19 protein-coding genes are annotated in these 23,780 nt (G+C 41.6%); all 19 read right to left on the minus strand.

Annotation, left to right across the window (positions count from 1 at the left end; translation table 11 throughout):
* Positions 1-9: 9 nt before the first annotated feature.
* Positions 10-1,449: a thioether cross-link-forming SCIFF peptide maturase gene (scfB, locus tag BPR_RS10125; protein WP_013281385.1), complete on the minus strand. Its 1,440-nt coding sequence runs from the start codon at positions 1,447-1,449 to the stop codon at positions 10-12.
* Positions 1,450-1,605: 156 nt separating this feature from the next.
* On the minus strand, positions 1,606-1,752 hold the full coding sequence (scfA, locus tag BPR_RS10130; protein WP_013281386.1) for a six-cysteine ranthipeptide SCIFF: 147 nt from the start codon (positions 1,750-1,752) through the stop codon (positions 1,606-1,608).
* Between the two features lie 93 nt (positions 1,753-1,845).
* Positions 1,846-3,132, minus strand: coding sequence for an HlyC/CorC family transporter (locus BPR_RS10135; RefSeq protein WP_013281387.1), 1,287 nt, complete (start codon positions 3,130-3,132; stop codon positions 1,846-1,848).
* Positions 3,129-3,794 (minus strand): HAD family hydrolase, encoded by a 666-nt coding sequence (locus BPR_RS10140; protein WP_013281388.1) that lies wholly within the window; start codon positions 3,792-3,794, stop codon positions 3,129-3,131. The genes BPR_RS10135 and BPR_RS10140 overlap by 4 nt, the downstream gene beginning before the upstream one ends.
* Before the next feature lie 6 nt (positions 3,795-3,800).
* Positions 3,801-4,115: an L-rhamnose mutarotase gene (gene rhaM, locus BPR_RS10145; RefSeq protein WP_013281389.1), complete on the minus strand. Its 315-nt coding sequence runs from the start codon at positions 4,113-4,115 to the stop codon at positions 3,801-3,803.
* Between the two features lie 82 nt (positions 4,116-4,197).
* Positions 4,198-5,463, minus strand: coding sequence for a histidine--tRNA ligase (hisS, locus tag BPR_RS10150; RefSeq protein ID WP_013281390.1), 1,266 nt, complete (start codon positions 5,461-5,463; stop codon positions 4,198-4,200).
* A 102-nt stretch (positions 5,464-5,565) separates the two neighbouring features.
* The gene (locus tag BPR_RS19840; protein WP_013281391.1) at positions 5,566-7,521 is read right to left on the minus strand and encodes an EAL domain-containing protein; all 1,956 of its coding nucleotides are present in this window, start codon (positions 7,519-7,521) and stop codon (positions 5,566-5,568) included.
* A gap of 7 nt (positions 7,522-7,528) precedes the next feature.
* Entirely contained in the window at positions 7,529-9,481 is a 1,953-nt protein-coding gene (locus BPR_RS10160; protein ID WP_013281392.1) for an EAL domain-containing protein, read from the minus strand.
* Positions 9,482-9,503: 22 nt separating this feature from the next.
* The gene (locus BPR_RS10165) at positions 9,504-9,764 is read right to left on the minus strand and encodes a hypothetical protein (RefSeq protein WP_013281393.1); all 261 of its coding nucleotides are present in this window, start codon (positions 9,762-9,764) and stop codon (positions 9,504-9,506) included.
* 89 nt (positions 9,765-9,853) lie between these two features.
* Positions 9,854-12,055, minus strand: a complete 2,202-nt coding sequence (locus BPR_RS10170; RefSeq protein ID WP_143754287.1) for a beta-galactosidase — start codon at positions 12,053-12,055, stop codon at positions 9,854-9,856.
* Positions 12,056-12,124: 69 nt separating this feature from the next.
* Positions 12,125-13,123 (minus strand): LacI family DNA-binding transcriptional regulator, encoded by a 999-nt coding sequence (locus BPR_RS10175; RefSeq protein WP_013281395.1) that lies wholly within the window; start codon positions 13,121-13,123, stop codon positions 12,125-12,127.
* A gap of 136 nt (positions 13,124-13,259) precedes the next feature.
* Positions 13,260-14,141, minus strand: coding sequence for a sugar ABC transporter permease (locus BPR_RS10180; protein ID WP_013281396.1), 882 nt, complete (start codon positions 14,139-14,141; stop codon positions 13,260-13,262).
* Entirely contained in the window at positions 14,141-15,541 is a 1,401-nt protein-coding gene (locus tag BPR_RS10185; protein ID WP_013281397.1) for a carbohydrate ABC transporter permease, read from the minus strand. Before BPR_RS10185 ends, BPR_RS10180 begins: the two co-directional genes overlap by 1 nt.
* A gap of 116 nt (positions 15,542-15,657) precedes the next feature.
* Positions 15,658-16,995 carry an extracellular solute-binding protein gene (locus tag BPR_RS10190; protein WP_013281398.1) on the minus strand — a complete coding sequence of 446 codons (1,338 nt, stop codon included), beginning with the start codon at positions 16,993-16,995 and terminating at the stop codon, positions 15,658-15,660.
* Positions 16,996-17,268: 273 nt separating this feature from the next.
* Positions 17,269-18,435 carry a DNA-processing protein DprA gene (gene dprA / locus BPR_RS10195; protein ID WP_042256913.1) on the minus strand — a complete coding sequence of 389 codons (1,167 nt, stop codon included), beginning with the start codon at positions 18,433-18,435 and terminating at the stop codon, positions 17,269-17,271.
* Positions 18,436-18,488: 53 nt separating this feature from the next.
* Positions 18,489-20,057 carry a YifB family Mg chelatase-like AAA ATPase gene (locus BPR_RS10200; RefSeq protein ID WP_013281400.1) on the minus strand — a complete coding sequence of 523 codons (1,569 nt, stop codon included), beginning with the start codon at positions 20,055-20,057 and terminating at the stop codon, positions 18,489-18,491.
* A 161-nt stretch (positions 20,058-20,218) separates the two neighbouring features.
* Entirely contained in the window at positions 20,219-21,280 is a 1,062-nt protein-coding gene (locus tag BPR_RS10205) for a type IV pilus twitching motility protein PilT (RefSeq protein WP_013281401.1), read from the minus strand.
* Between the two features lie 79 nt (positions 21,281-21,359).
* Complete coding sequence (gene yfbR, locus BPR_RS10210) at positions 21,360-21,953, minus strand: 5'-deoxynucleotidase (RefSeq protein WP_013281402.1); 594 nt, start codon at positions 21,951-21,953, stop codon at positions 21,360-21,362.
* A 14-nt stretch (positions 21,954-21,967) separates the two neighbouring features.
* The gene (gene pepF / locus BPR_RS10215) at positions 21,968-23,764 is read right to left on the minus strand and encodes an oligoendopeptidase F (RefSeq protein ID WP_013281403.1); all 1,797 of its coding nucleotides are present in this window, start codon (positions 23,762-23,764) and stop codon (positions 21,968-21,970) included.
* Positions 23,765-23,780 lie beyond the last annotated feature (16 nt).

Raw genomic sequence — 23,780 nt, forward strand, 5'->3', positions numbered from 1 at the left:
ATCCTCCCGTTAACCTTCTTCTTCGGCTAAAGCCGCTTTTATCATAATGGCACATTCTATGCGCTTCCTCTGAAGCTCACATCCGTGCTTATATGTCGTATTGATGTCGCCATTGAAATTATAAGCGTTGGCAGCACATCCGCCGCTACAATAATATCTGGCAAAACACTTCTCACATTCAGGTCTGGAATAAACATTGCTCTTCTTGAACATTTCACGAATGTCATTTCTGGTTATTCCATCGAAGACGTTCCCCATAATGAAGTCTTCATTACCCACAAACTGGTGGCAAGGATAGAGATCACCCCAAGGTGTAACACCCAGATACTCACATCCTGAACCACATCCTGAAAGTCTCTTGGCTACGCAAGGGCCTCCCTCAAGATCAATGTTGAAGTGGAAGAAATTAAAGCCTCTTCCCTCATTATGTCTCTCAATATAGAATTTGGCAAGCTTGTCATATTCCTCACAGAGCTTAGGAATATCCTCGTCCTTAAGAGCATACCAGTCTTCAGGCTTGGCTACAACAGGTTCTACTGAAATCTGTTTAAATCCGAGGTCCGCAAGATGCTTGACATCTTCTGAGAAGTCGAGGTTGTTATGTGTAAATGTTCCTCTTACAAAATATCTGAGCTGGTGACGGCTCTCAGCAACCTTCTGGAATTTGGGAACTATGTCATCATAGCATCCCTGGCCGCCCTTTCTGGGACGCATGAAATCATTAACTTCCTTACGTCCGTCGATAGAAAGAACTATATTTCCCATCTCCTTGTTAACATACTCAAGTATCTCGTCATTAAGGAGAGTTCCGTTTGTAGTAATTGTAAATCTGAAATTCTTGTTGTGCTCTTTTTCTATTGATCTGCCGTACTCAACGATTTTCTTGACAACTTCCCAGTTCATAAGTGGTTCACCGCCAAAGAAGTCAACCTCAAGATTACGTCTGTTACCGGAATTCTTGATAAGGAAATCAAGTGCAGCCTTACCAACTTCCTCAGTCATAAGAGCTCTTCTGCCATGATATTCACCCTCATCAGCAAAACAATATTTGCATCTGAGATTACAATCATGAGCTATATTAAGGCAAAGTGCCTTGATAACTGTATCTCTGTTCTGGAAATCCTCTACATAATTCTCATAAACATCATCAACATAGAGAACTTCTGAAGCTCTGAGTTCAAGAAGCTCCTCGATAGCTTCCCTGATCTCATCCTCTGAGTATCTGTCTCTCACATCTGTAGTTGCGAGAACATCCTCTAAAAGCCACTTAACATCGGCTTCATCTACGCCGTTATTGTCCTCAGCAGCTGCTGCAGTGCCATATTTGTCCTGCAGTCTTTGTTCTATGACCTCTACAAGGTCAAAAACAACATCATCAACAACATGTACTGATCCGCTATTAACGTCCAGAACAATATTATAACCGTTGTTCTTGTAAGCGTGAATCATATAAACTCCTAACTAATATAAAGTCAGATTCAAAAATACAGGCATCTGACTTGTATAATCACAAAAAGTGAGGCAGCGACAAAGTCGCTGCCCGACATGACTAAATCATGTTTCCGGGATAAAATATATACTTCCCGGAATATCTGTAACCGGTAATTACTTGCTAAGCTGTTCGCAGCTCTGATTTCCTACTGTGCAGGAAGTCTTGCAAGCAGACTGGCAAGATGTCTGGCACTCGCCGCATCCGCCCTTCTTCATTGATTCCTTAAGATTTCTTGTAACTAATGATTTAACGTGTTTCATAATTGCCTCCTACTTGAAAATCTGGTACATACCATCTTTCGAGTTTTTACATCGATTCAGTATAACATATTTTCATAAATTTATAAAGAGCTTTTATTCTTTATTATCTTCCTCTGTTTCCTGCTCATGAACAGGCTCAACATGCATCAAAACCTTGGTAATCCTATTGCGCTTGATAGCCCTTGCAGTAAGAGTTATTCCATTATCAAGGTTGACAGTTTCTCCATATCCCGGAAGTCTGTCGAGGTTTTCTATCATAAGTCCGCCGATAGAATCATAGTCCTCGGAATCAAGGTTGGTTCCAAGCGCATCATTGATATCATCAAGCTTCATGTTACCTTCCACCAGATACTTGTTGTCTCCAAGATCCTTGATAAACTGAGCTTCATCAGAGTCATATTCATCTCTGATCTCACCAACAATTTCTTCCAGAAGATCTTCCAAAGTGATCATGCCAACTGTTGTGCCGTATTCAGACAGGACAAAGGCCACATTCTGAGACCTTTCTCTCATCTCAACCAAAAGATCTGCCGTCTTCTTGAATTCATAGGTATAATAAGCTTTTCTGATGTAGTCCTTAATCTTGAAATTATCTTTATCCTGAACGAGAATAAGGTCCTTGATATTTATAAGACCAATGATATTATCCTGTTCATTCCCTTCATAAACAGGTATTCTGGTGTACATTTCGTCCTTGAACACCCTCATGACTTCGTTATAGTCGTCATCTGAGCTGACACATGACATATCGATCCTTGGTATCATGATGTCCTTGGCAACCGCATCACTGAAATCAAATACATTGTAAATGATCTCTTTTTCTCCGGTCTCAATTACGCCGTCCTCATGGCTTACATCAACGTAGGTCTTAAGCTCATTCTCTGTCATAGCCACCCTGTTCTGCACATCAACTCTTAAAAGCTTTAAGATTGCAGATGCTACTCCGTTGATGATAAAGCTAAGCGGCTTGGTAATAGCCATGATAAAAAGAATAACCCCCGCATACCAAAGAGATATATTCTCCGAATATGCTGTTGCTATGGTCTTAGGAAGGATCTCTCCAAATACCAGTACAACAAGTGTGAGAACACCGGTACCAATTCCTACCGCCAGACTTCCCCAGAGGTCTGTAACAAAGATTGTCATAAGTGCCGATGCGCTCAGATTAACTATATTATTACCAATCAGGATCGCTGATAGCATCTTCTGTGTGTCTTCACAAATTCTGATAACAGATGCAGCTCTTTTATTTCCTTCATCTGCAAGTGCCTTGATCTTGACTCTGTTTACAGTCATAAAAGCTGTCTCTGCAGAAGAGAAAAAAGCTGAAAGAAGCACTAACACAATTAGCACTATCAGCCTGACCAAGTGAACGTTCAAAGTTCTTCCTCCTGTATAACCTCAAGTATTTGCATTGGATCCGTCACAAAAATATTGTTTCCGGCTCCTGCCTTAATAAGCTCTTCCTTCGTTCTAAAGCCCCACAGACATGATATACATCTAAGGCCACTGTTAACAGCTGTCATATGATCAACTTCAGAATCACCTACGTATACACAGCTGTCCTTGCTGACGCCAAGTTGTCTGATTGCCTCTTCCACTGTGTCCGGAGCAGGCTTTTTGCGAATACCGGCAGATTCGCCGATAGCAACCTTGATGAACCTGCTAAAATACAGCTCATTGAGCTCTTTAACAGCGTTCATGTATTTATTGGATACAATTGCCATGTTATACCCTTTATCATGAAGAGCTTCCAAAAGCTCCATAATATGAGGATATGGCCCCGTCTTGTCGTTACAGTGGATCAGATAGTGTTCCTTGAAACAGGCAAAGGCTTCCTGAAAAACAGGGTTATTCTTGCCATCAGGTACTGAAAGCTCCATTAGTCTCTCAACACCATTTCCTACAAAGTGTCTGATCTCTTCTAGTTCCCTCTTCGGCATTCCATACTGTGAAAGCGCATAATTAACGCTGTCCATCAAATCCTCAAGTGTATTCAGAAGTGTTCCGTCAAGGTCAAAAATAATAGTATTACATTTCATTGTAAATCAGTCTAAATGGAACACAGGGTGCAAATCGACTGCAACAGGGCTGTTGTCAGGATTGGTTTCCATGATATCAGCCATGAAATCCCACCATTTGCGGTTGATCTCGGTATCTGCACTCTTTGCCCACAACTCCTCATCTTCTATTTCTATGTATCCATAGAGAACAAGAGTCTCTGGGTCAAGATAAATACTATAGTTGTGTCCTCCATGCTCATGGATCATCTGCTGCATTTCAGGCCACAGCTCATTGTGTCTCTTCTCGTACTCTTTTTCCATTCCCGGATACAGCTTCATTTTAAAGCCTTTTCTGATCATCTTTGTAATCCCCCAATCTGGTTTTTCTCTTATTGTGTCACAACCAGACTTCCCCATCTACGCAATTATTCTCAATTGCTTATCAATTTAGAGGTTTTTCATAGAAATCCCTGATATCTTCATAACCCTCTTCACTTAGCTGCTGTTTCTGGAATTTCTTGTTCTTGGCCATACGAACAGTGAGAACCTTCTTGCCTGCAGCTCGTTCTTTCTGAGCTTCAGCGATGATCTCTGTAAGTCTCTCTCCCTTGATGCCTTTTTCTATAAGGAAAGCCACCTTATCATTCTCGCCAGGAATCTTGAAGCCTTCATCCATCATGATCATGATAATACGCTCAAAGCCAATAGAAAATCCACATGCAGGTGTATCCTGGCCAAGGAATTTGCCAACCATCTTGTCGTAACGTCCGCCACCACCGCAGCTTCCGCCATACTGTGTCATTGCAATCTCAAAAATAGTTCCTGTGTAATAGCTCATTCCTCTAACAAGTGTAGGATCAAACTCCATCTCGAACTGAGCTGTCTTGGAAGCGTCTACACTGCTGATGATCTCGTTAAGGTTATTCTTGGTGTCTTCATCAAGGAAATCACCAATTTTATCAGCGATAACCTTGATAGCTTCAAGGTTCTTCTTGCCTTCAGCCTCTCTGAAAAGTTCAAGATATTTATCAACGTTCTCCTGAGGATAGCCCTGCTTAACAAGTTCCTCTGCCACTCCGTCTATACCTATCTTGTCCATCTTATCAAGAGTGATGAATACATTGTCATACTCTTCCTCGGCAAATCCGCTGTAAGCAGCCATAGCCTTGAGCATTCTTCTATCATTGATCCTGATTTTGAAATCCTTAAATCCAAGTCTTCCAAGTGTGGTAGTTGTAGCAAGGATAAGCTCTATTTCCGCAAGATTGGAAGGCTCGCCAAGAATATCGATATCGCACTGCATGAACTGACGGTATCTGCCCTTCTGAGGTCTGTCAGCTCTGAAAACATTGCCCATCTGAAGAGCCTTAAAAGGTGATGGGAGCTCGTTAGCGTGATTAGCATAGAAACGAACAAGAGGCACTGTCAGATCATAACGAAGACCTGAATCTGTGAGATCATTTTCCTCTTTGGCAGTCTCAAGATTGAGTTTCTCTCCTCTCTTCATTACCTTAAAGATAAGCTTCTCATTCTCACCACCCTGTTTGCTGTTGAGATTGGCCAAAGACTCAACAACTGGTGTCTCTATTGAAGTAAATCCAAATTCTGCATAGGTCTTCTTGATAACACCAATGCAATAATCCCTCAGCTGCATTTCTGAGGGAAGAATATCTCTCATTCCTGTAACAGGTTTCTTAATTAATGCCATAAATTACCATCCTTACCATATAAAAATTCAAATCTAATCATACACTTAAGCTCACTTTATTGCAATGCCCCACTAGAGTGTTCAAAGCATATGCACAATGCACTATCCGTTATGCTCTTTGAGGAACTGCACAAACTGATCTTTGGGCATAGGGCGGGCATAGAAGAATCCTTGAATATGATCGCACCCAAGCTTAATAAGCTGACGCGCCTGCTCACCTGTTTCAACGCCCTCTGCCACAATCTCTTTTCCAAGAGATTTGATGATCCTGATAAGATTTAACATGACCATATAAGATTTCTCAGAGTCAAAAGCAGACTGAATGATGCTCTTATCAAGTTTAAAGATCTCTACAGGCATAGTCGCAATTCTTACTATGTTGGAATAACCCGTTCCAAAATCGTCCATGGAAAAAGTAATACCTTTATCCCTGAGTCCTGTGATATTCTCATCCATTACAGCAGTAATACCCTGTTCATAAGTCTCTGTGATTTCAAAATTGATCTCGCTGGTATCCACTCCATATTTATCAAGTGTTCCCATTACGTTATCCGCAAGATTAGTCTGAATACAGTCAACTACGGATAAGTTTACTTCTGTATATTCAAGGCCGTATTTTCTGACATCTGCATTTGCGATCATATCACACACATTATTCAGAACAAATCTGTCTATTTCAAGAATTGTACCGTTTCTCTCTGCTATAGGCATAAAGATTGCAGGAGAGATAAATCCAAGCTGCGGATCCTTGAGCCTCAAAAGTGCTTCACAGGATGAAAACTTGCCTGTTACCGGAGAATATATCGGTTGATAATATACTTCCAAAAGTCCGTCTTCAAGAGCATGCTTGACTATGCTGTCGACTTTTTTATCATGTTCAATGACTTTAAGATTAATGTCAGAGAAATGCACAATGTCTCTTGCCTGCTTAACCAGTACCTTATCCAGAACCACCTTTACTTCCTGATATCTCTCCAGAGAGTCTATTTCTTCAGGGAAAGAGAGAACATAAGGCGTTTCAAAAAACTTAAGCTCCTCATCTCCCACTTTCCAGATATCCTTAAAGCGCCTTCTGACCTGATCGGAGGTCTTCTCTATGATGCTCTCATCAGCAGTCACTCCCGGAAACAGGATAATAAAGTCATCCATATAAGGATAATATACTATTCCATCAGGGCTTAAGCCCTTCAAATAATCTGTCATCTGTGAGAGCAGCTCAGCAGACAGCTCCGGAGATTTTTCTCCAACTGCTGCCGAAAGCCTGTCGATATGTATTCCATAAAGAGTGAATTCTTTTTTCTGCAAAAGATTTGTCAAAATAGAAAAATGTAGCGCATTCCGGGTGGCAGCTCCCGAGAATCTGTCTACAAACTCACTTGGGTTTTGGAAAGTATATACACACAAAAGAAGCGCCAGTGAAACACTAAATTCAAAGATAGAGCTTGATTTAGTAAAGATCCTGACCGGAACAGCAAGCATCATCAGAAAATAATAAACCCACAGCGCATAGGCTTTTTCTGTACTAAGCGACCTGGAATATTTGATGAGAAGATAAGTTGCAAAGGCAAAATACAGATCCGCACCCAGGTACACAGTCGCCCCCTGAGGGTATATGTATTTCAGATTTCCTTCCTCTGTGAAATAGAAATAGAAGTTTGTAAAAAAGCCTATGACAAACACTGCTATAGCATAGAACACCGGGAAGATCATAACCGCTTTTTTCCAAAGCCTGTCAAGATTAAGCTGGAAAAGGCTCATTACATAAGTAATAGACAAATAAGGAAGAAGGTGCGCAAACATCTTTTCAGCTATGACAACATATGTGTTTCCCTCATATCCAATAATAGTTTTGGCAACATCGCTATACAGATAAATATTATGGACAAATCCCATAAGATTTAGCATAAATGCATCAAGAATAAGTGCACCAAAAATATGCCCCTGCTTATTGTAGACCTTATCCTCAGAAGCATGTATCAGATAAGTCACCATAATAAGCAAAAGAGATGCAATCGAAAAGCATATATTATAGGATTGAGGGTTAGTAATAAGTTCCATTCAAAAATCAACCTTCCTCAAAATAAGCATCAATAAATTTAACATAAGAGCTGTCCTGCATTGGCTGTCCCATATAATCGCCCATAAGGAAATCGCAGCCGATTTCTTCAGCTATCTGCTTATCATCTTCATTCTCTATATCCGCAGCGCCCACCATGATACTTACATCATGGAAAAGATTTATCATTCCCTCTGCCACAAGTTTCATCTTGTCAGAAAATCTGGCCATTCGCAGAACTGATATATCAAAGTTTACCTGAAAAACAGGAAGTGACAGTATTCTGTCAAGATCTCCATAACCGCTTCCAAATTTATCAACAATTATGTAGCTATTCATCTCACCCATGAGCCGCAGGTTATGTTCCGCTACTTTATTCATGGTCGTAAGCGTCGTCTCCGTAAGCTTAAGACTTATCCAGGATGCCTCTGCCTGCTCTTCCCTCAGAATTTTCTTTATCTTTCTGATGAAATCATTTTTGGATATTTCTCCCTGAGACATGCCTACAATTGCTCTATATTTGCCTTTTTTATCTCCACCATTCCAAAATGACAGAGCACGGCACGCACTTCTGTACACATACTCATCCACATCTATAAGAGCCTGACTACTCTTGGCATCAGGGATAGAATATCTTAGATCAATTTCATTTCCATTATCATCCTTTGGGAAAAATAACACATCTGCGCTGTAATTGATCCTGTAAATTTTGGACAAGACAGGCTGATACTTAATAGTAGCATTTTTCTTATCAAGGCTGGCTCTTGCCATTGCATCAAAATCTCTTGCCTTTTTGGCCTTCCAAAACTCTGCATCATCCAGAACTACTATCGTATCCTTGCTATTTGCAATATCCTCAGTAACTACATCAATCCTGCTAATAAGTCCGGCTGTAGTTTCATAGTTGTCAGGATACTTAATAAGAAAGCAGTGTCCCTCAATCCTGATCGCCATTCCTGCACTATTCCAGGGATCATTCAACCTCTTGGCTATTCCTTCAAGGAACTCTTTTATCAGCTCATCGTTTTTGCTATGGATTGAAACGGCAAACATATACTCTGCATATCTGTACGCATAGCTTTGAAGTCCATATTCCTTGCGCCCGGCATTCCTGAGATATTGAGCAATAAGCTTGATCACATTCTGAGCCTGTTTATAACCAATTTCCGCGCCCAGTTCACCGATATTATCTATAGTTACAAAAATAGTACTATGGGGCTCTTTTCTCTTAACTTTAAGATCCAGACCTTCCAAAAAAGCCTTTCTGTTGAGCATATTAAGGCTTTCATCCACCATCTCGCTCGGGTTCTGAAGTGTGATAAACACAAGCGTTACGCTTACAGTATTGCAGAAGTTTTCTATGAGAAGTGTCGGATAAAAGAACTGTAGAACGATACCAATGATAATAAAGACAACATAGGATGCAATAAACATCCTTGTCTTAAGTCTCATAAGACTATTGTATCTGAGCATAAGGCTCACTCCAGCTGCCAGATAATACATCGCAAGAGCATAGTATAGCCATATTCCCGGAGCCCTATGGTACAATCCGTCACTACTGTAATAAAACAGTATCGGAACAAACCAGTTTATAACTACTGCTGTCACTCCGACCAAATACCCAAAAGCAACAAACATGAAATTTTTAAGTTCCCTGAAATTCACATAGATGTCCAGAACAGACATTACATAGAGCATATAAGATGTCGCAGAAAAAAGGTGCGCAAGATAATAAATTGATCCAAAGCTCTTTTCCGCAAACAAATACCAGGATGTATCCATGGGATTCATCTGAAGATAAGTTTCTATTCTCTCTGCCGCAGTTGCGGTAAAAATCGCAAATACAAGAAGGCCATAAGCTTTCTGTCTATAAGCAGGCACAGCCTTTCTAGACATAGTAGTTATAGCAATAGTCGCAATTATACATATAGCGCAGATATCAAAGTAGTAATTATACTGCATGCGCCAGCCTCCAAAGAGAAAATCAAAGCCATTTAAGCGGATTACTGATCACCTTGGCTTTGCTCATAAAGTCATCAAGATTCCCCCTTAAATACTCCTCCAATCCCTTTATCTCCTCAGTTGAAAAGCCGTTCTGACTGACAATCCTACAATCAGGAAGAAGTCCCTCGGCAACTTCAGGGCCGCTGTCTCCATTCCTTTCAAACTTCACACGGACTATTTTTCGATTGTCTTTATCTCTGACTATAGCAGAATATGTCATTGTCATATCACCGTCAGCCATGTTCTGCCCTCACTTATCATGCACTGCTAGTTAATTGAAAAAAGTGTTATCGAAAGCGCGAACTTCCGATAACACTATTATACATAAATTTATGCAATTTTGATACTATATTGTGTGCTTAATCGTATTTCTTTTAATATGCAGGCTTTTCCGTCTATCATCTTTGGCCACTCCTGTAAATACATGCGCTCCTTATCTTTTTCTGTTAAAGGAGTTATCAGTATTTCCGCATCCAAAGCGCTATCTGCGTATCTCTTTAGGCCAATCTCCCACAGCTGTCCTGTGTAGAAGGTATCTGTAGCAATTTCGCCGTCTATAATGAGCTTGCCTATATCACCGGTAAAATCAAGATGTGCATAAACTTCATTTGCATCAGGTGACATATTTGTAACAGAAAACTTATAACGAAGCACATCGTTTTCGTTTCCGGTTAATTCAAATGAGACTTTTGCAGTATTTTTATATACTTCATTGCTCTCATACATTGCAAAAGCATCTGAAGTTGTATATTCGCCTTCATCGCAAGCACCTTTCCTGCAGGCAAATTTATTGAGTTCTCCGGCAATCTCAGGATATACCCTGAACACGAGCCCGGAATCCTGCTCAGTTTCAAAGAACAGATTCACATCACCACAGGCATCAGTCACAGCCTCTGCTGCAGAAATGATCAGATGTTCTCTTCCATCTATTACAACTTTAGACGCATGTACAGCTTCTTCTCTGCTCAAAACAATGATCCTGTTGCCATCAAGGTCGCCCTGCACATCCATGGATACTTCCCTTTCAGTATCAGTGTAGAAAACGTACGCATCGCGTCCCTTGCCACAGGCATCGTGGATAATGCACATAGGAGTAGCATCAATAGTCACAAGAGCATTGGCTCCTATTTCCATGTTGAATGGGTAAAAGAAAAAGTCTCCATCTGCCACATCACGCTTTGCAAAGGTTGCAAGCTTAGTAGTGCCATCTTCAGCATAAGCTGTAAGCTCTACGTCTTTGTGAAGAGCCATCTCATATCTTCTCTGATAATTGTTTACAAAGAGATATCCTGTGTTATACTCTCTGCCATTTACATCAGTTTTTTTCTTATATCTGACTGAGCTTCGAAGATCAGTTAAATTATCAGGCTTAAGAGGATTTCCAGGCTGTGCGACATAGCCCATATCACACAGATCATTTCCAAAGTCATGAATAAAGCTCGCTATAAGCCTTACCTCTCTATAAGTACCTTCCATCTGGCCAAATTCACGAAGAGGAGCATTAAAATCATATGAATACTCAGGAAGGTCATTAGGATAGCCTGTAGCTCTGCTCTCCTGAAGAGTTGTGAGTTTCCCCTTAGGATTTGTTCCTCCGTGATACATATAATATCCCAAAAGATTAGCACCGCATCCAATCTTGGTCATGGTCATCGCAGCTGTATCAAGCCCTGTAGCTATAGGTCTTCTGTGATGGGTAACCTGAACGCCACCACCAAGCTCAGCTGTAAGGAAAGGAAACTTATCCATATCAAAAGTAATTCCAGCGCCAAGTCCGTGATCTGATCCGATGTTATGGTCATTTCTCTCTCTTGTAAAAATATAGTTTCCGCTTGGTTCTATCTCTGTAAGTCTCTGATCCCACGGAGCCTCGCAGTAGCCGCCCATGACCGGGAGCATTCCTCCTGTAACAGCGCCTCCCCAGCCTGTAGCTGTGTATATAGGAGTAATAAAGCCAATCTCCTGCGCCATTTTCTTAAGAATCTGCATATGTTTCTCACCTTCATCGCCGGTGAGACCTCCACAGTGTCCAAACTCATTTTCTATCTGTATTCCTATAACAGGACCATCATCTTTGATAAAATATCCCTTAGCCTGCTCATAGGTTTTGGAATAAAAGTTTCTCACATGCTCAAGGTACTGCGGAGCATTGCTTCTGACTTCATAGCCTTTTTCCCTTGCATCCTCCAAAAGCCAGTCAGGGAAGCCGCCATTTCTGGCCTCTCCGTGTGCCCATGGGCCAATCCTTAAAATGCTGTACATTCCAACTTTTTTGACAGTCTCAAGGAAATCCCTAAGACATCTGTCGCCTGTAAAATCGAATTCACCCTGTATCTCTTCATGATGTATCCAGATAACATAAAGAGAAACTATATCTATGCCACCAGCCTTCATTTTACAAAGCTCCTGCTCCCAGTTTTTCTTGGGGTATCTGCTAAAATGCATCTCTCCCATCATAGGGAACCATCTTTTCCCATCAACAAGAAGGCTTACATTGTCAAAACCAACCTTCGACTCAGAAGTTATCTTCATAACTTTTCTCCTCATTCTCTCCTATACAATACATGGGCGGTGATCAGTAAAATCATCGCCCATGGCTTATCACTTAGTACTTTCTTTTAAAATTACTTCGTAATTCTTGAGCATCTTGCTCTGAGCATTCTCTCCTGCTATTATCGCCAGCAGAGTTCTGGCCGCCTCAGCTCCAAGATTTCTGTCGTTAAAATTAAGGGATGTAACTGAAGGAACAGTACTCTCAAGAAGCGAGCTATTATAAAAAGACGCAACCCGCAGATCATCGGGAATTCTTATATGTTCATCACGGCATCTTGAAATAACCTCTCCTGCGATACTGTCATCCATACAGATAACACCGTCTATATTTTTCTTAAGAAGCGTTTTGATAATACCGCCTATTTTGATATTATTCTCAATATCCAGATAGACAAGATTCTGATCAACTTCAAGTCCCATACTCTCAAAAGCATCAACAAAACCCTCGTATCTGGTCCTGGTAATAATATGGTTGGTAGAACCACCTATCAGTGCAAGCTTCCTGAGTCCTTTTGCAAGCAGTATAGATGTAAGTTCCTTGCACGCTCCAAGATTGTCATTGTCCACAGTAATAATATCAGGATCATCAGTCTTACCGATGGCAACAAAGGGAACCCCCGACTCTTTGAGATACATTGCCGGTGTATCATTGACCATTGTTCTGGTCAGCACAACGCCATCAACCTTATGATTCTCAATTATTCTCTTCAAACTGGACAGATCATCACCTGCAATAAGCGACACCACTATATCATAACCAAAACTCGATGTGATCTCACTCATTCCTATCATACATCTCTGGAAAAAAGGAAGATCTACAGCGTTATAATCACAGGGCCAGACGACGCCGATATTAAAAGTCCTCTGCTGAGCAAGCGCCCTGGCCATGACATTAGGCCTGTAATTGTGCTTTTCAATAAATTCCATAACCTTGGCTCTGGTACTGTTGCCGACTCTTCCCTTTCCGGAAATAGCCCTGGAAACAGTAGTCTTGGAAATACCAAGAGCCTTGGCCACGTCATCAATTGTAATTTTATCGTCAGTCATATATTCTCACCATAATTCACAAGGAACATACTCTTCTCTGGGATTCTCTGGGATTCACACTAACCTCGAAAGTACCTCGGTAAGTGTTCACCCATGGCTCGCACTAGCTTCGACAGTACCTCAGCAAGTGCTCTGCTCAGCCCTTTACCGCTCCACCAGTAACACCCTCTACGTAGTATTTCTGAAGGAACATGAACAAAATTGTAACAGGAACCGCAACAACAATTCCACCTGCGCAGAATCTTGTGAAGTAACCCTGATAGTCCCCTACAACCATCCATCTCTGCATGGCAACTGCTACATTGTAACTTGCATCATGTCCAAAAGCAATATATGAAGCAAAAACGTAATCACACCATGGTCCCATAAATGCTACAAGAGCTGTGTAAATGATAATTGGCTTAGCCATAGGGATTATCATCTGGAAAAAGACTCTTGCGCGGGAAGCACCGTCAATTCTGGCTGCCTCATCAAGTGCCTTGGGAATCGTGTCAAAGTAACCCTTACATACGTAGTAGCCCATACCTGAGCTTGCTACAGATACAAGAATGAGTCCCGGAATAGCGCCTGCCTGAGTAAGTCCCATCTGTTTGAGAAGGAAATACAGACAGATCATTGTAAGGAATCCAGGGAACATTCCCAGAACCAGCCAGAATCTCATAAGGAATGTTCTTCCGGCAAATCTCATTCGTGAAAGTGCATAACTTACGCAAAGAACAATACATGTGTTAAACAGTGATACAAATATAGAGATAACAAGTGTATTGGCATACCATCTAACATAATTGGTCTGGCCATTAAACAAAAACCTGTAGTTATCAAGCGAAAATGTGTGAGGAATTATGTAGTCTACAACTCCGCCATACTCTATAGAAGCATCAAAAGATCTAAAGCTTGCCATAAGAAGTCCAAAATATGGGAACAGCCATATAAGGCTTATGACAATAAGTAAAACATAGCCGAAGAAATTGCCTACAGCTCTTTTTCTTTTCATAGAACTCATATTAGTATTAGCCATTATTGGAAGCCCTCCTCGTCCTTGACAGATGGTAATAAGTTATAAACAACAAGGCTGATTCCAGCAGTTACAACGAATACCATGATACCTATTACGGCAGCCATACGGTAATTGGTATCGTTAATAGTCATCTTATAAAGCCATGTTATAAGAAGATCCGTACGTCCGGCTCCTCCAACAAGGTTTCCTGTCTTGGGCTGTCCCTGTGTCAAAAGGAAAATAACGTTAAAGTTATTCAGGTTACCAGTATACTGAGTAAGCAGGAATGGTCCTGTTACAAACAGCATATAAGGCATTGTAATGTTAACGAACATCTGCCATGGAGTTGCACCGTCAATACGTGCACTCTCATAGAGATCTTCAGGAATATTCATAAGAAGTCCGGTTGCTATCAGCATCATGTATGGAATACCGATCCAGATATTAACAACAATGATCGTGATCTTGGCAAGTGTTGGATTAACCCAGAACTGAATCGCCTGATCGATAATTCCCCACTTAAGAAGATATCCGTTAATAAGTCCATCATTAGCAAACAGCTTGGAAACATACAAAAGTGATACAAACTGTGGAACAGCAATAGTCATTACAAGGATTGTTCTCCACAATTTCTTAAATTTGATTCCCTTTTTATTGATCAGCATAGCAACTGCAATACCAAGGAAGTAATCGATAAATGTAGCAAAAAAGGCCCATACAAGTGTCCATACAAGAACTGTCACAAATGTTCCACCAAAGCCTGCTGTACCAAATGAGAACAGATTTTTAAAGTTCTCAAGGCCAACCCATGTAAAAAGATTTGAAGGTGGCTGATGGTTAGCGTCGTAATTGGTGAACGCAACACATATCATGAACACGATAGGCAACACTGTAAATACAAAGACTCCCGTAACAGGAAGTGCAAGAAGTGTCTTGTCAAAATTGGAATCAAAGAGTGACTTGAAGTCATCTGTGTTTGACGGAAGCTTTCTGCCACTTTTGATAATAAGTTCTTCGTTGCGATTAACTCTGACATTTATTCTCCAAATAGCTATAAATGCAACAACCGCAAACAAAGTAAGAAGACCAAACAACAGTATCAAAAAGCTGTTATCTCCGTATACTGTTTTTCTTCCCTGCTTGGTAGTAGCAATAGTTCCAAGACTTCCTATCTTGGAAAAATATGACCATCCAAATGAGAATATAAAATATAAAAGTCCACACTCAGCAGCTAAAAGAGTCAGTCCCCTCAGCCATAAGCCGCGAAGCAAAGACCCAAAGCCAAAGATCAGAAATGAAATCTTTGTCTTAAAATCTCCCTCTTTAAAAGTAATACCGATTTCCTTTAGGTCTTTTCCCAACATACTAAAGAAATCAGCAATTGCATTTTTCTTTTTTTGGCCACCTTTTGTATTAGCCATACCTGCTTCCTCCAAGTTCTCCTAACAATAATTCTTCCGGCAGAAAGAGTCTTTCCACCGGAAGAACATTAAGCAAAAGTTTCGTAATAATCGGCAGAATTGCCTGTGATTATCAATTATTTAGCATATGACTCAAGGTCAGCCTGGTATGCTTCAAGTGCAGCTGTAAGGTCCTCATCAGAAGCTTTCTGGAAGGCATCCTTAACATCGCCTGCAAGTGACTCAGCACGTGACCAGTAGTCTCCAGGGTAGTTGCCCTGTGGAATTGTATATGCGAACTGCTCTGCAAGAGCTGAAAGAGCTTCGTTAGCCTTAACCTCGCTTGATGCCTGTGCATTTAAGTTAGATGGGCCCCACTGAACTGCTTCAAATCTTGCAAGCTGAACTTCCTCGCTTGTAAGGTAGTATGCAAGGTCATCACAGATCTGAAGCTTGTCTTCATCTTCCTGAGGCTTAACACCAAGGAGTTTGCATCCGTTGAATCCGCTGAGCTGATATGTCTTGCCGTCTGAACCTGTGAATGTAGGAAGCTTAGCGCATGCGTAGTTGTCACCAAGAACTTCTTTAACTGTACCTGCATCCCATGTTCCATCAATGATTGCTGCGTAGTTAACAGCATCACCAGCTGAAGAACCAGCCTGGTAAGCAGATGAAGAAGCAACCTCGATCATCTCCTTAAGAGCTACAAGGCCCTTATCTGATGCATAGTCAACATTGCATGCTGTAAAGTTACCATCTGCATCTGTATCGTATGTGAGCTGGCAGCCTGTTCCGAAGAAGAATGCTACCTGATACCAACCTGTCATATCCATGTAGAAGTTCTTACCAGCTGCTTCGCACTGCTCAAGAATGCCTTCAAGTGTAGAAGGATCTGTTACAACGCTCTTATCATAGTAAAGGAAATATCCGTTATCAGCTGTCATAGGATAAGCGTAAAGAGTTCCGCCAACCTTACCAGCTTCTACAACACCTGCTGAGTTTGCAGACTCAACTGCTGAAAGGTAATCAGGATTAACTTCCTCAAGAGCTCCTGCTGTAACAAGTCTTGTAAGCTGATCCTGTGCAAATCCGTATACATCAGCGCCAGCTGTTACATCTGTGATGATGTTGCCGGCTGCATCGCCTTCTCCTACAGGCTCAACTGTGAAGTTAACACCTGCATACTGAGGATATGCTGTCTTGAAGTTCTCGATCTGCTCATTAGTGAAATCTACAACGTTCTCAGCAACCCAAACCTTAACTTCCTTGCCATCGTAAGCTGCTGGATCAACGTCAGCTGCAGCTTCCTGAACTGCCTCTGTAGTTTCCTGTACAGCCTCAGCTGTCTCTGTTGTTGTCTCCTGAACAGCTTCTGCTGTATCAGTAGCAGTCTGTGCTGCATCAGAACCACATCCAACAAGAAGGGATGCACCCATAGCAGCTGTTAATAAAACAGATACCAATTTCTTTTTCATTTTGTTTCCTCCAATTAGTAAAATGTTTACACTGGCCATAAACCGATTTTAATGGCCTTTTTTCCGTTGCGCAGAGCGCAATCGGTTGCTCTATTAAAAAGTTTATGCTTTGTGCATTTTTTTGTCAATAAAGCACTTTATATGATAAACCGTATACGATTTTGTACAATGTGCACATTGACTTTTTGAGCGGTAACGTTTTCGGTTACGTTTCCGGTAACGTTTTGCGCAAGCGGTAGCTCAAGGCACTATACATTGTTAATAACCCCGTGTTTACTGCCTTTTGCGGTAATATGCTCCATCCTGTATCAGTGCCCCCTTATAATTTAGTTCCATCAGGTAACCCATTAACTGAGGCACGGAAATGTCTATTCCTCTTAGATTCAAGCCCTCCAGGATCTGAGAAGACGAAACCGGAATGATATCTACTAGTTCCAATATCTCATCTTCTATAGTTTCAGGGCCTTCACTCTCCTCCCTGGATCCGAGGTTATATTGGTCTTCGTTATGATTTCGTCTTATGTCATCTGTTTTTTCACGACACCTGCTACTTCTTGCGCCCTCCCAGAGCCTTTCCAGCACATCATCTACTCCAATAGCCACGCCTGCTCCCTGACTTATGAGCAGATTGCAACCATCGCTTAGCCTGTCTGTGACTCTTCCCGGAACAGCAAGTACTTCTCTGCCCTGCTCAAGTGCTGTATCCACCGTAATCTGCGTGCCTGACTTTTCTCTTGCCTCAATGACCAGAACGACATCCGCAAGACCGCTTATAATTCTGTTCCTCATAGGAAAGAAATTTGCTTTGGGATAAGTTCCGGGCGGAAACTCGGAAATTACGCCTCCCATTTCACATAGATTGTTATAAATTTCCAGGTTATCCTCCGGATAGCAGATATCAACGCCGCTTCCTACAATCCCGTAGGATTTTCCTCCGGCAGCAAGAGCTGCTTTCTGGCTGATGCCATCAACGCCCCTTGCCATACCACTTATCACCTGCACGCCCGCAAGAGCCAGCCCTCGCCCAAATACTCTCGCCATGTATCTGCCGTATTCCGAACACATTCGCGCTCCGATTATAGCCACACTGGGCTTAGCCGGGTCAGGAAGTTCCCCTTTTACATATAATGCAAAAGGCGGATCCGGAATATTCTTAAGCTTATCCGGGAATCTAGAGTCTATTCTTGATATAAAAGAGATATCCTTTTTGGCAAGCTTTGCTGCCTCTTTATCAAAGTCCCATATTCTTTTAGACTGCTCAAGATTTTTAATCTGCTTATCTGTCAGAAGCCCCTTGAACTCTTTGACATCAGCCTTGTATATATCACTGCAGCTCATTCCATTGCACAAGAGCTTATCTATACTCTTATTTCCAAGCCCCTGCACATTAAAGAGCCAATGGGCATATTCATTTTCTTTGTTTTTATTATTATCAGTCATGTTTTTCACTACTATACGTGCTCATCTATCCTTTCTAGTCTTCGTATTGATGATCATTCCTCATTCTGATGCCAGTACTTGCCGTCAGTCATCCTATATCCGACAGCCTCCATCAGGTGTATTTTCTTAATATCCCGCGACTGGTCAATATCGGCAATAGTCCTCGCCACTCGCAGTATCTTGTGGTAAGCCCTCGCACTTAGCTCCATTGAGCAAAAAGCATTTTCAAGAAAGCTTTCCTCCTGTAATCCAAGTCTGCAAAACTTTTTAATATCAGTGGGAGTCATCTCAGAATTAAAGCGTATTTCCGTTCCTTTAAATCTTTCTTCCTGAAGTTTTCTTGCGGCAAGTACTCTTTTTCTGATGCTTGCACTAGACTCATTTACTCTTTTTGTTTTCTCGGTAAGATCAGAAATATCGACTCTTGGCGCCTCCACACAAATATCAGTCCTGTCAAGGATAGGGCCTGAAATATGTCCAAGATATCGCCTTATATCATTGGGCGTGCACTTACATCTGTTTCTGTCAGGGTAATAGCCGCAAGGACAAGGGTTAAGAGCGCCTACTAATTGGAAATCCGCAGGATAAGTGAATTTTCCCCTGCTGCGGACAATATTTACTTTTCTGTCCTCAATCGGTTGTCTTAAGAGATCAAGCTTGGATCTTGGAAACTCAGGCATCTCATCAAGAAACAGAACTCCTCTGTGAGAAAGAGATATCACGCCAGGTCTCGGAATACTGCCTCCTCCAACCAGCGCATTTTCTGTAATTAAGTGATGTGGACTCATAAACGGACGTTTTGTGATAAGAGCATCATTTTCTCCCATCATTCCCGCTACTGAATATATCGTAGAAACTTCAAGACTCTCCTTTAGAGACAAAGGAGGAAGAATCGTTGGCATTCTCTTTGCCACCATGCTTTTCCCTGCACCCGGCGGCCCGACGATCAAAATGTGATGAAAGCCTGCTGCCGCTATTTCTACAGCTCTTTTGACTGCTGCCTGACCATTTATATCTGCAAAATCAAGGCTTGTTTCTTCATACTCACTCTTTCTAAAAAGCTCTTCAATGTCAACCCTGGTAGGACTTATAAGGTCATCTCTTTGATCAGGCGGTGCATCAAGATATGCAACAGCCTCCTGAAGTGACTCCACCCCAATAATCCTGATCCCATCAATAACTGCGCCTTCTCTTGCATTCTCCTTTGGCAGGATAACTGTAGAAAAGCCTGCTTCTCTGGCCTTGATCACTATAGGGAGCGTGCCGTTTATCCTCTTAACTTCGCCGTCAAGTCCCAGTTCTCCAAGAATCATCACGCCTGTTAAGCTCTCTTCCCTGATCTCTCCCATAGCCGTTAAAATTCCGATTGCTACAGGCAGGTCTACGATGACATTTTCCTTTTTGATATCCGCCGGGGAAAGATTGATTGTGATCTTGGAAGCTGGGATAACATACCCCATATTTTTAAGTGCCACCCTGACTCTTTCTCCGGCTTCTCTGACTTCACCACTCATAAAGCCAACCATATTAAATCCCGGCAGTCCGCTGGAAACATCAACTTCCACCTGCATCAGGTAGGATGATATCCCATGTACTGCCCCTGAAACCACCGAACTAAACATCTAAATCCTCTCTTGCATATTTTTCTCTTTTTCCGGTAAAACAGGTAATCGCCGGAAAAATCGCGCATAGACAAAAAAATCGACCTGCCAATTATATAGCAGGTCGTTTCAAAAAATCTTTGCGATTTTCTTAAGATTTCTTTAAGATTTTCTTAAGATGGTCATCTCAGCATCTTCATTTGCATTGTATCAGGATCCTGAGCAAACTGAATAGCCATTTCTCTTGATATCTTCTGAGCCCTGTATAATTCCAGGATAGCATCATCCATAGATATCATTCCCAGTTTACGGTTAGTCTGCATTACAGTTATGAGCTGATGTGACTTACCTTCTCTAATAAGGTTACGAACAGCGCTGTTAACATGAAGTACTTCAAAGGCTGCAATTCTGGAGACTCCATCATTTGTAGGGATCAGCTGTTGTGAAATAATAGCTTCCAAAACACTTGCAAGCTGGATTCTGATCTGTTGCTGCTGGTGAGATGGAAATACATCTATAAGTCTGTCTACTGTGTTGCTGGCACCTATTGTATGTACTGTTGATAAAACAAGGTGACCTGTTTCTGCCGCAGTTATGGCAGTACTGATAGTTTCAAGGTCTCTCATCTCTCCCACAAGGATAACATCAGGATCTTCTCTAAGAGCGGCCCTTAGCGCATTGGCATAGGTATTTGAGTCAGTGCCGATTTCTCTTTGGTTTACAATTGACATCCTATGCTGATAAGTAAACTCAATAGGATCCTCAAGGGTAATAACATGCGCTTCTCTGTTATTATTGATAAGATCAATGATCGAAGCAAGCGTAGTAGACTTACCGCTTCCGGTAGGACCGGTTACAAGAACCAGTCCTCTTTTCTTTTTGTAAAGTTCACTAACACCTTCAGGAATCCCAAGGCTGTCAGCAGAAGGAATTTCAGATGCAACAACTCTGAAGGCCATAGCTATAGAGCCTCTTTGCTTGAACACATTAAGTCTGTATCTGCCGACTCCGCGGATAGAAAAAGACATATCGTGCTGGCCGATTTCTTCAAGCTTTTCAAGCTGCTTCTCAGACATGATTTCCTGCGCAATTGCCAGGGTATCAGGAGGAAGCATCTTGCCAAAGTTCTCCATAGCAATAAGCTTGCCATTTAATCTCATCTTCGGCGGAAGACCAACAGTTACATGTACATCAGATGCTCCATTTTCTTTTGCTTCTCTTAAGATATCTTCAATAATTGACATACTAGCTTCCCCTCATGAAAAGTGATTATCAATATATAGAATTAATTATGACGTCAAAAGAGAAAAAAATCAAATCCTATCATGTAAGTTCATCTAAAGTATTTCCATAAGATGAAAGAAATTCATTAACAAAGTCCAACACCTCAGGAAGCTCCTGATAAAGGCTTCTGATGGACTTACCGGTGCTCTCCTTGGCAGTTCTAAACTCTGCATTTCCTACATTCACTTCGCTGATACACTTAATAAGCGCAGAAAGCTTATCTGCTGCCTTGACAAGCTTTCTGATATATTTATCCTCCTCTGTATCTGAAGGAACAAAAATTTCCTCATAGGTAGGTCTCATATCATCAGGTAGTTTATCTAAAAGCTTACTGTCAGCAAGAGCCTCAACCTCTTTGTAGGCATGCTTGAGGTCAGAGTTAAAGTACTTGACCGGTGTAGGCATATCTCCTGTGATTATCTCAGAAGCATCATGATATAAGCCTATAAGTGCTGCCTTGTTGGCATCAAGATGCTTGCCATATCTCAAATTACCTATTGTGCAAAGAGCATGCGCGATCATAGCAACCTCCATTGAATGCTCGCACAGATTCTCCTGCCTTGTATTTCTCATAAGTGCCCATCTATCGATATATTTCATTCTGGATATAAGGGCAAAAAAGTTGTAGTTCATATATATTCCTCTTTTCACATCAGAGTTTCAATTTCGTCAATTATACTTCCAATGTAGTCAATCGTATCGAGAAGAGCTGCGTCAGTTGTCACGTCAACACCTGCCATTTTGGCAAATTCTACAGGATCCACACTTCCGCCTGCCGCAAGAGTCTTTTTCCAATCTTCTACTGCAGGAGCACCTTCCCTACGGATTCTCTTCATCACCTGAGTTGCAACTGTAAGGCTTGCACTGTAGCTATAGGAATAAAGTCCCATATAGTAATGAGGCTGACGCATCCATGTAAGCTCGCAGCCATCAGTAAGCTCCACTTCATCGCCCCAGAATTTCTCCAAAACGCCTCTGAATATTTCACAAAGTGTCTCGCATGGAACTGCCTCTCCCTTGTCAACACGCTTATAAACCTCTCTCTGGTAAGCCGCCTCTAAAAGGTGAGTAACAAAATTGTGATAGTATGTATTTGAAATCTGTGAAGCAAGTACCCATCTGCGGAAACGCTTATCATCTTTATTCTGTTCCTTGAGATACTCTGCCATAATAAGCTCGTTGATAGTAGAAGGAGCCTCTACAACATACTGAGAGCACTCATTGTCAAAATAACTCTGATTCTGCTGACAGGAATAGAAATGGCCTGCATGTCCAAGTTCATGGGCAAGAGTAAACACGTCACTCATACGCTCATTCCAGGATAAAAGAATAAATGACCCTCTCCTGTAGGGACTAGCGCAGAATCCGCCTGTAGACTTTCCTATATTCTGGGCAAAATCAATCCATCTCTCATCATACGCTCTTTTCAGCATTTCCTGATATTCAGGTCCCATGATGGAAAGACCATCCAAAATGTATTCTTTGGACTTTTCTATAGTTACCTTAGGGTTATACTCAGGATCAAGCGGGAGCTTAAGATCTGCATAGGTCATTTTATCAAGGTTATGAGCCTTCTTTATAAGTCTTGCAAACTTGCGCATATGTGGCGCCAACTTGTCCATTATAAGATCAATCTGGCGGTCATACATTTCTCTTGTGACCTTCTGATTAAACAGAAGATGATCAAATACACTGTCAAAGTGCCGAAGCTCAGATACAAGCTTCTCAGAGCGAACCTTAGCCCCATACTGGCCTGCTGTAGTATACTTATATTCACCAAGCTTATCTGAAAAGGCTTTAAATGCCGCTCTTCTGACCTCTGTATCCTCTTCGTACTCATAATCATCCTCAAAAAGAGAATAACCAAGCGGATATTTCCTGCCATTAACCTCAAAGTCAGGGAATTTAATATCTGCAAGTTTGGTCTGCTCATACATCTGATATGGAGCGCTAAACACCTCCCCAAGTGATGCCATCACTTTTTCAGATTCTGCATTTAACATGTGTGGCTTAAATCTCAGCACATCCTTGAGGTAATTCTTGCCTATAGTAGCGCTCTCGATTGCCTCTTTGAGCACGTTCTCAGGAAGCTCTGCAAGTTCACTGTCGATAAAAGAAAGCCTTGCAAGCTCCTTCATATACTCGCCGGTAACAAATCCGTCCAGCTTATTCATCTCTGCATCAGTATAATCCACAGAAAGATTAAGACTTGTATAATTGGAAACCCTGTCTACTCCGATCAAAAACTCGTTGTACTTATCGAGGCAGGCATTTATCTTATCTTTGTCTGATAGCTGTCCCTTGTACTCTTTTTCTATATCAGCACTTAACCTTTTCATTCTGTCAAGCTCTGCCAGCATGTCTTCCTTGGTCTTGAAAATAAGAGAAGTGTCCCATTTAAGCTTTTCTTCAACTTCACTTCTCTTCTTGAGTGTCTCTGCCATATAATCCCTCCGATAT

This window comes from Butyrivibrio proteoclasticus B316 (assembly GCF_000145035.1).
In the GTDB taxonomy this organism is placed as follows: Bacteria; Bacillota; Clostridia; order Lachnospirales; family Lachnospiraceae; genus Butyrivibrio; species Butyrivibrio proteoclasticus.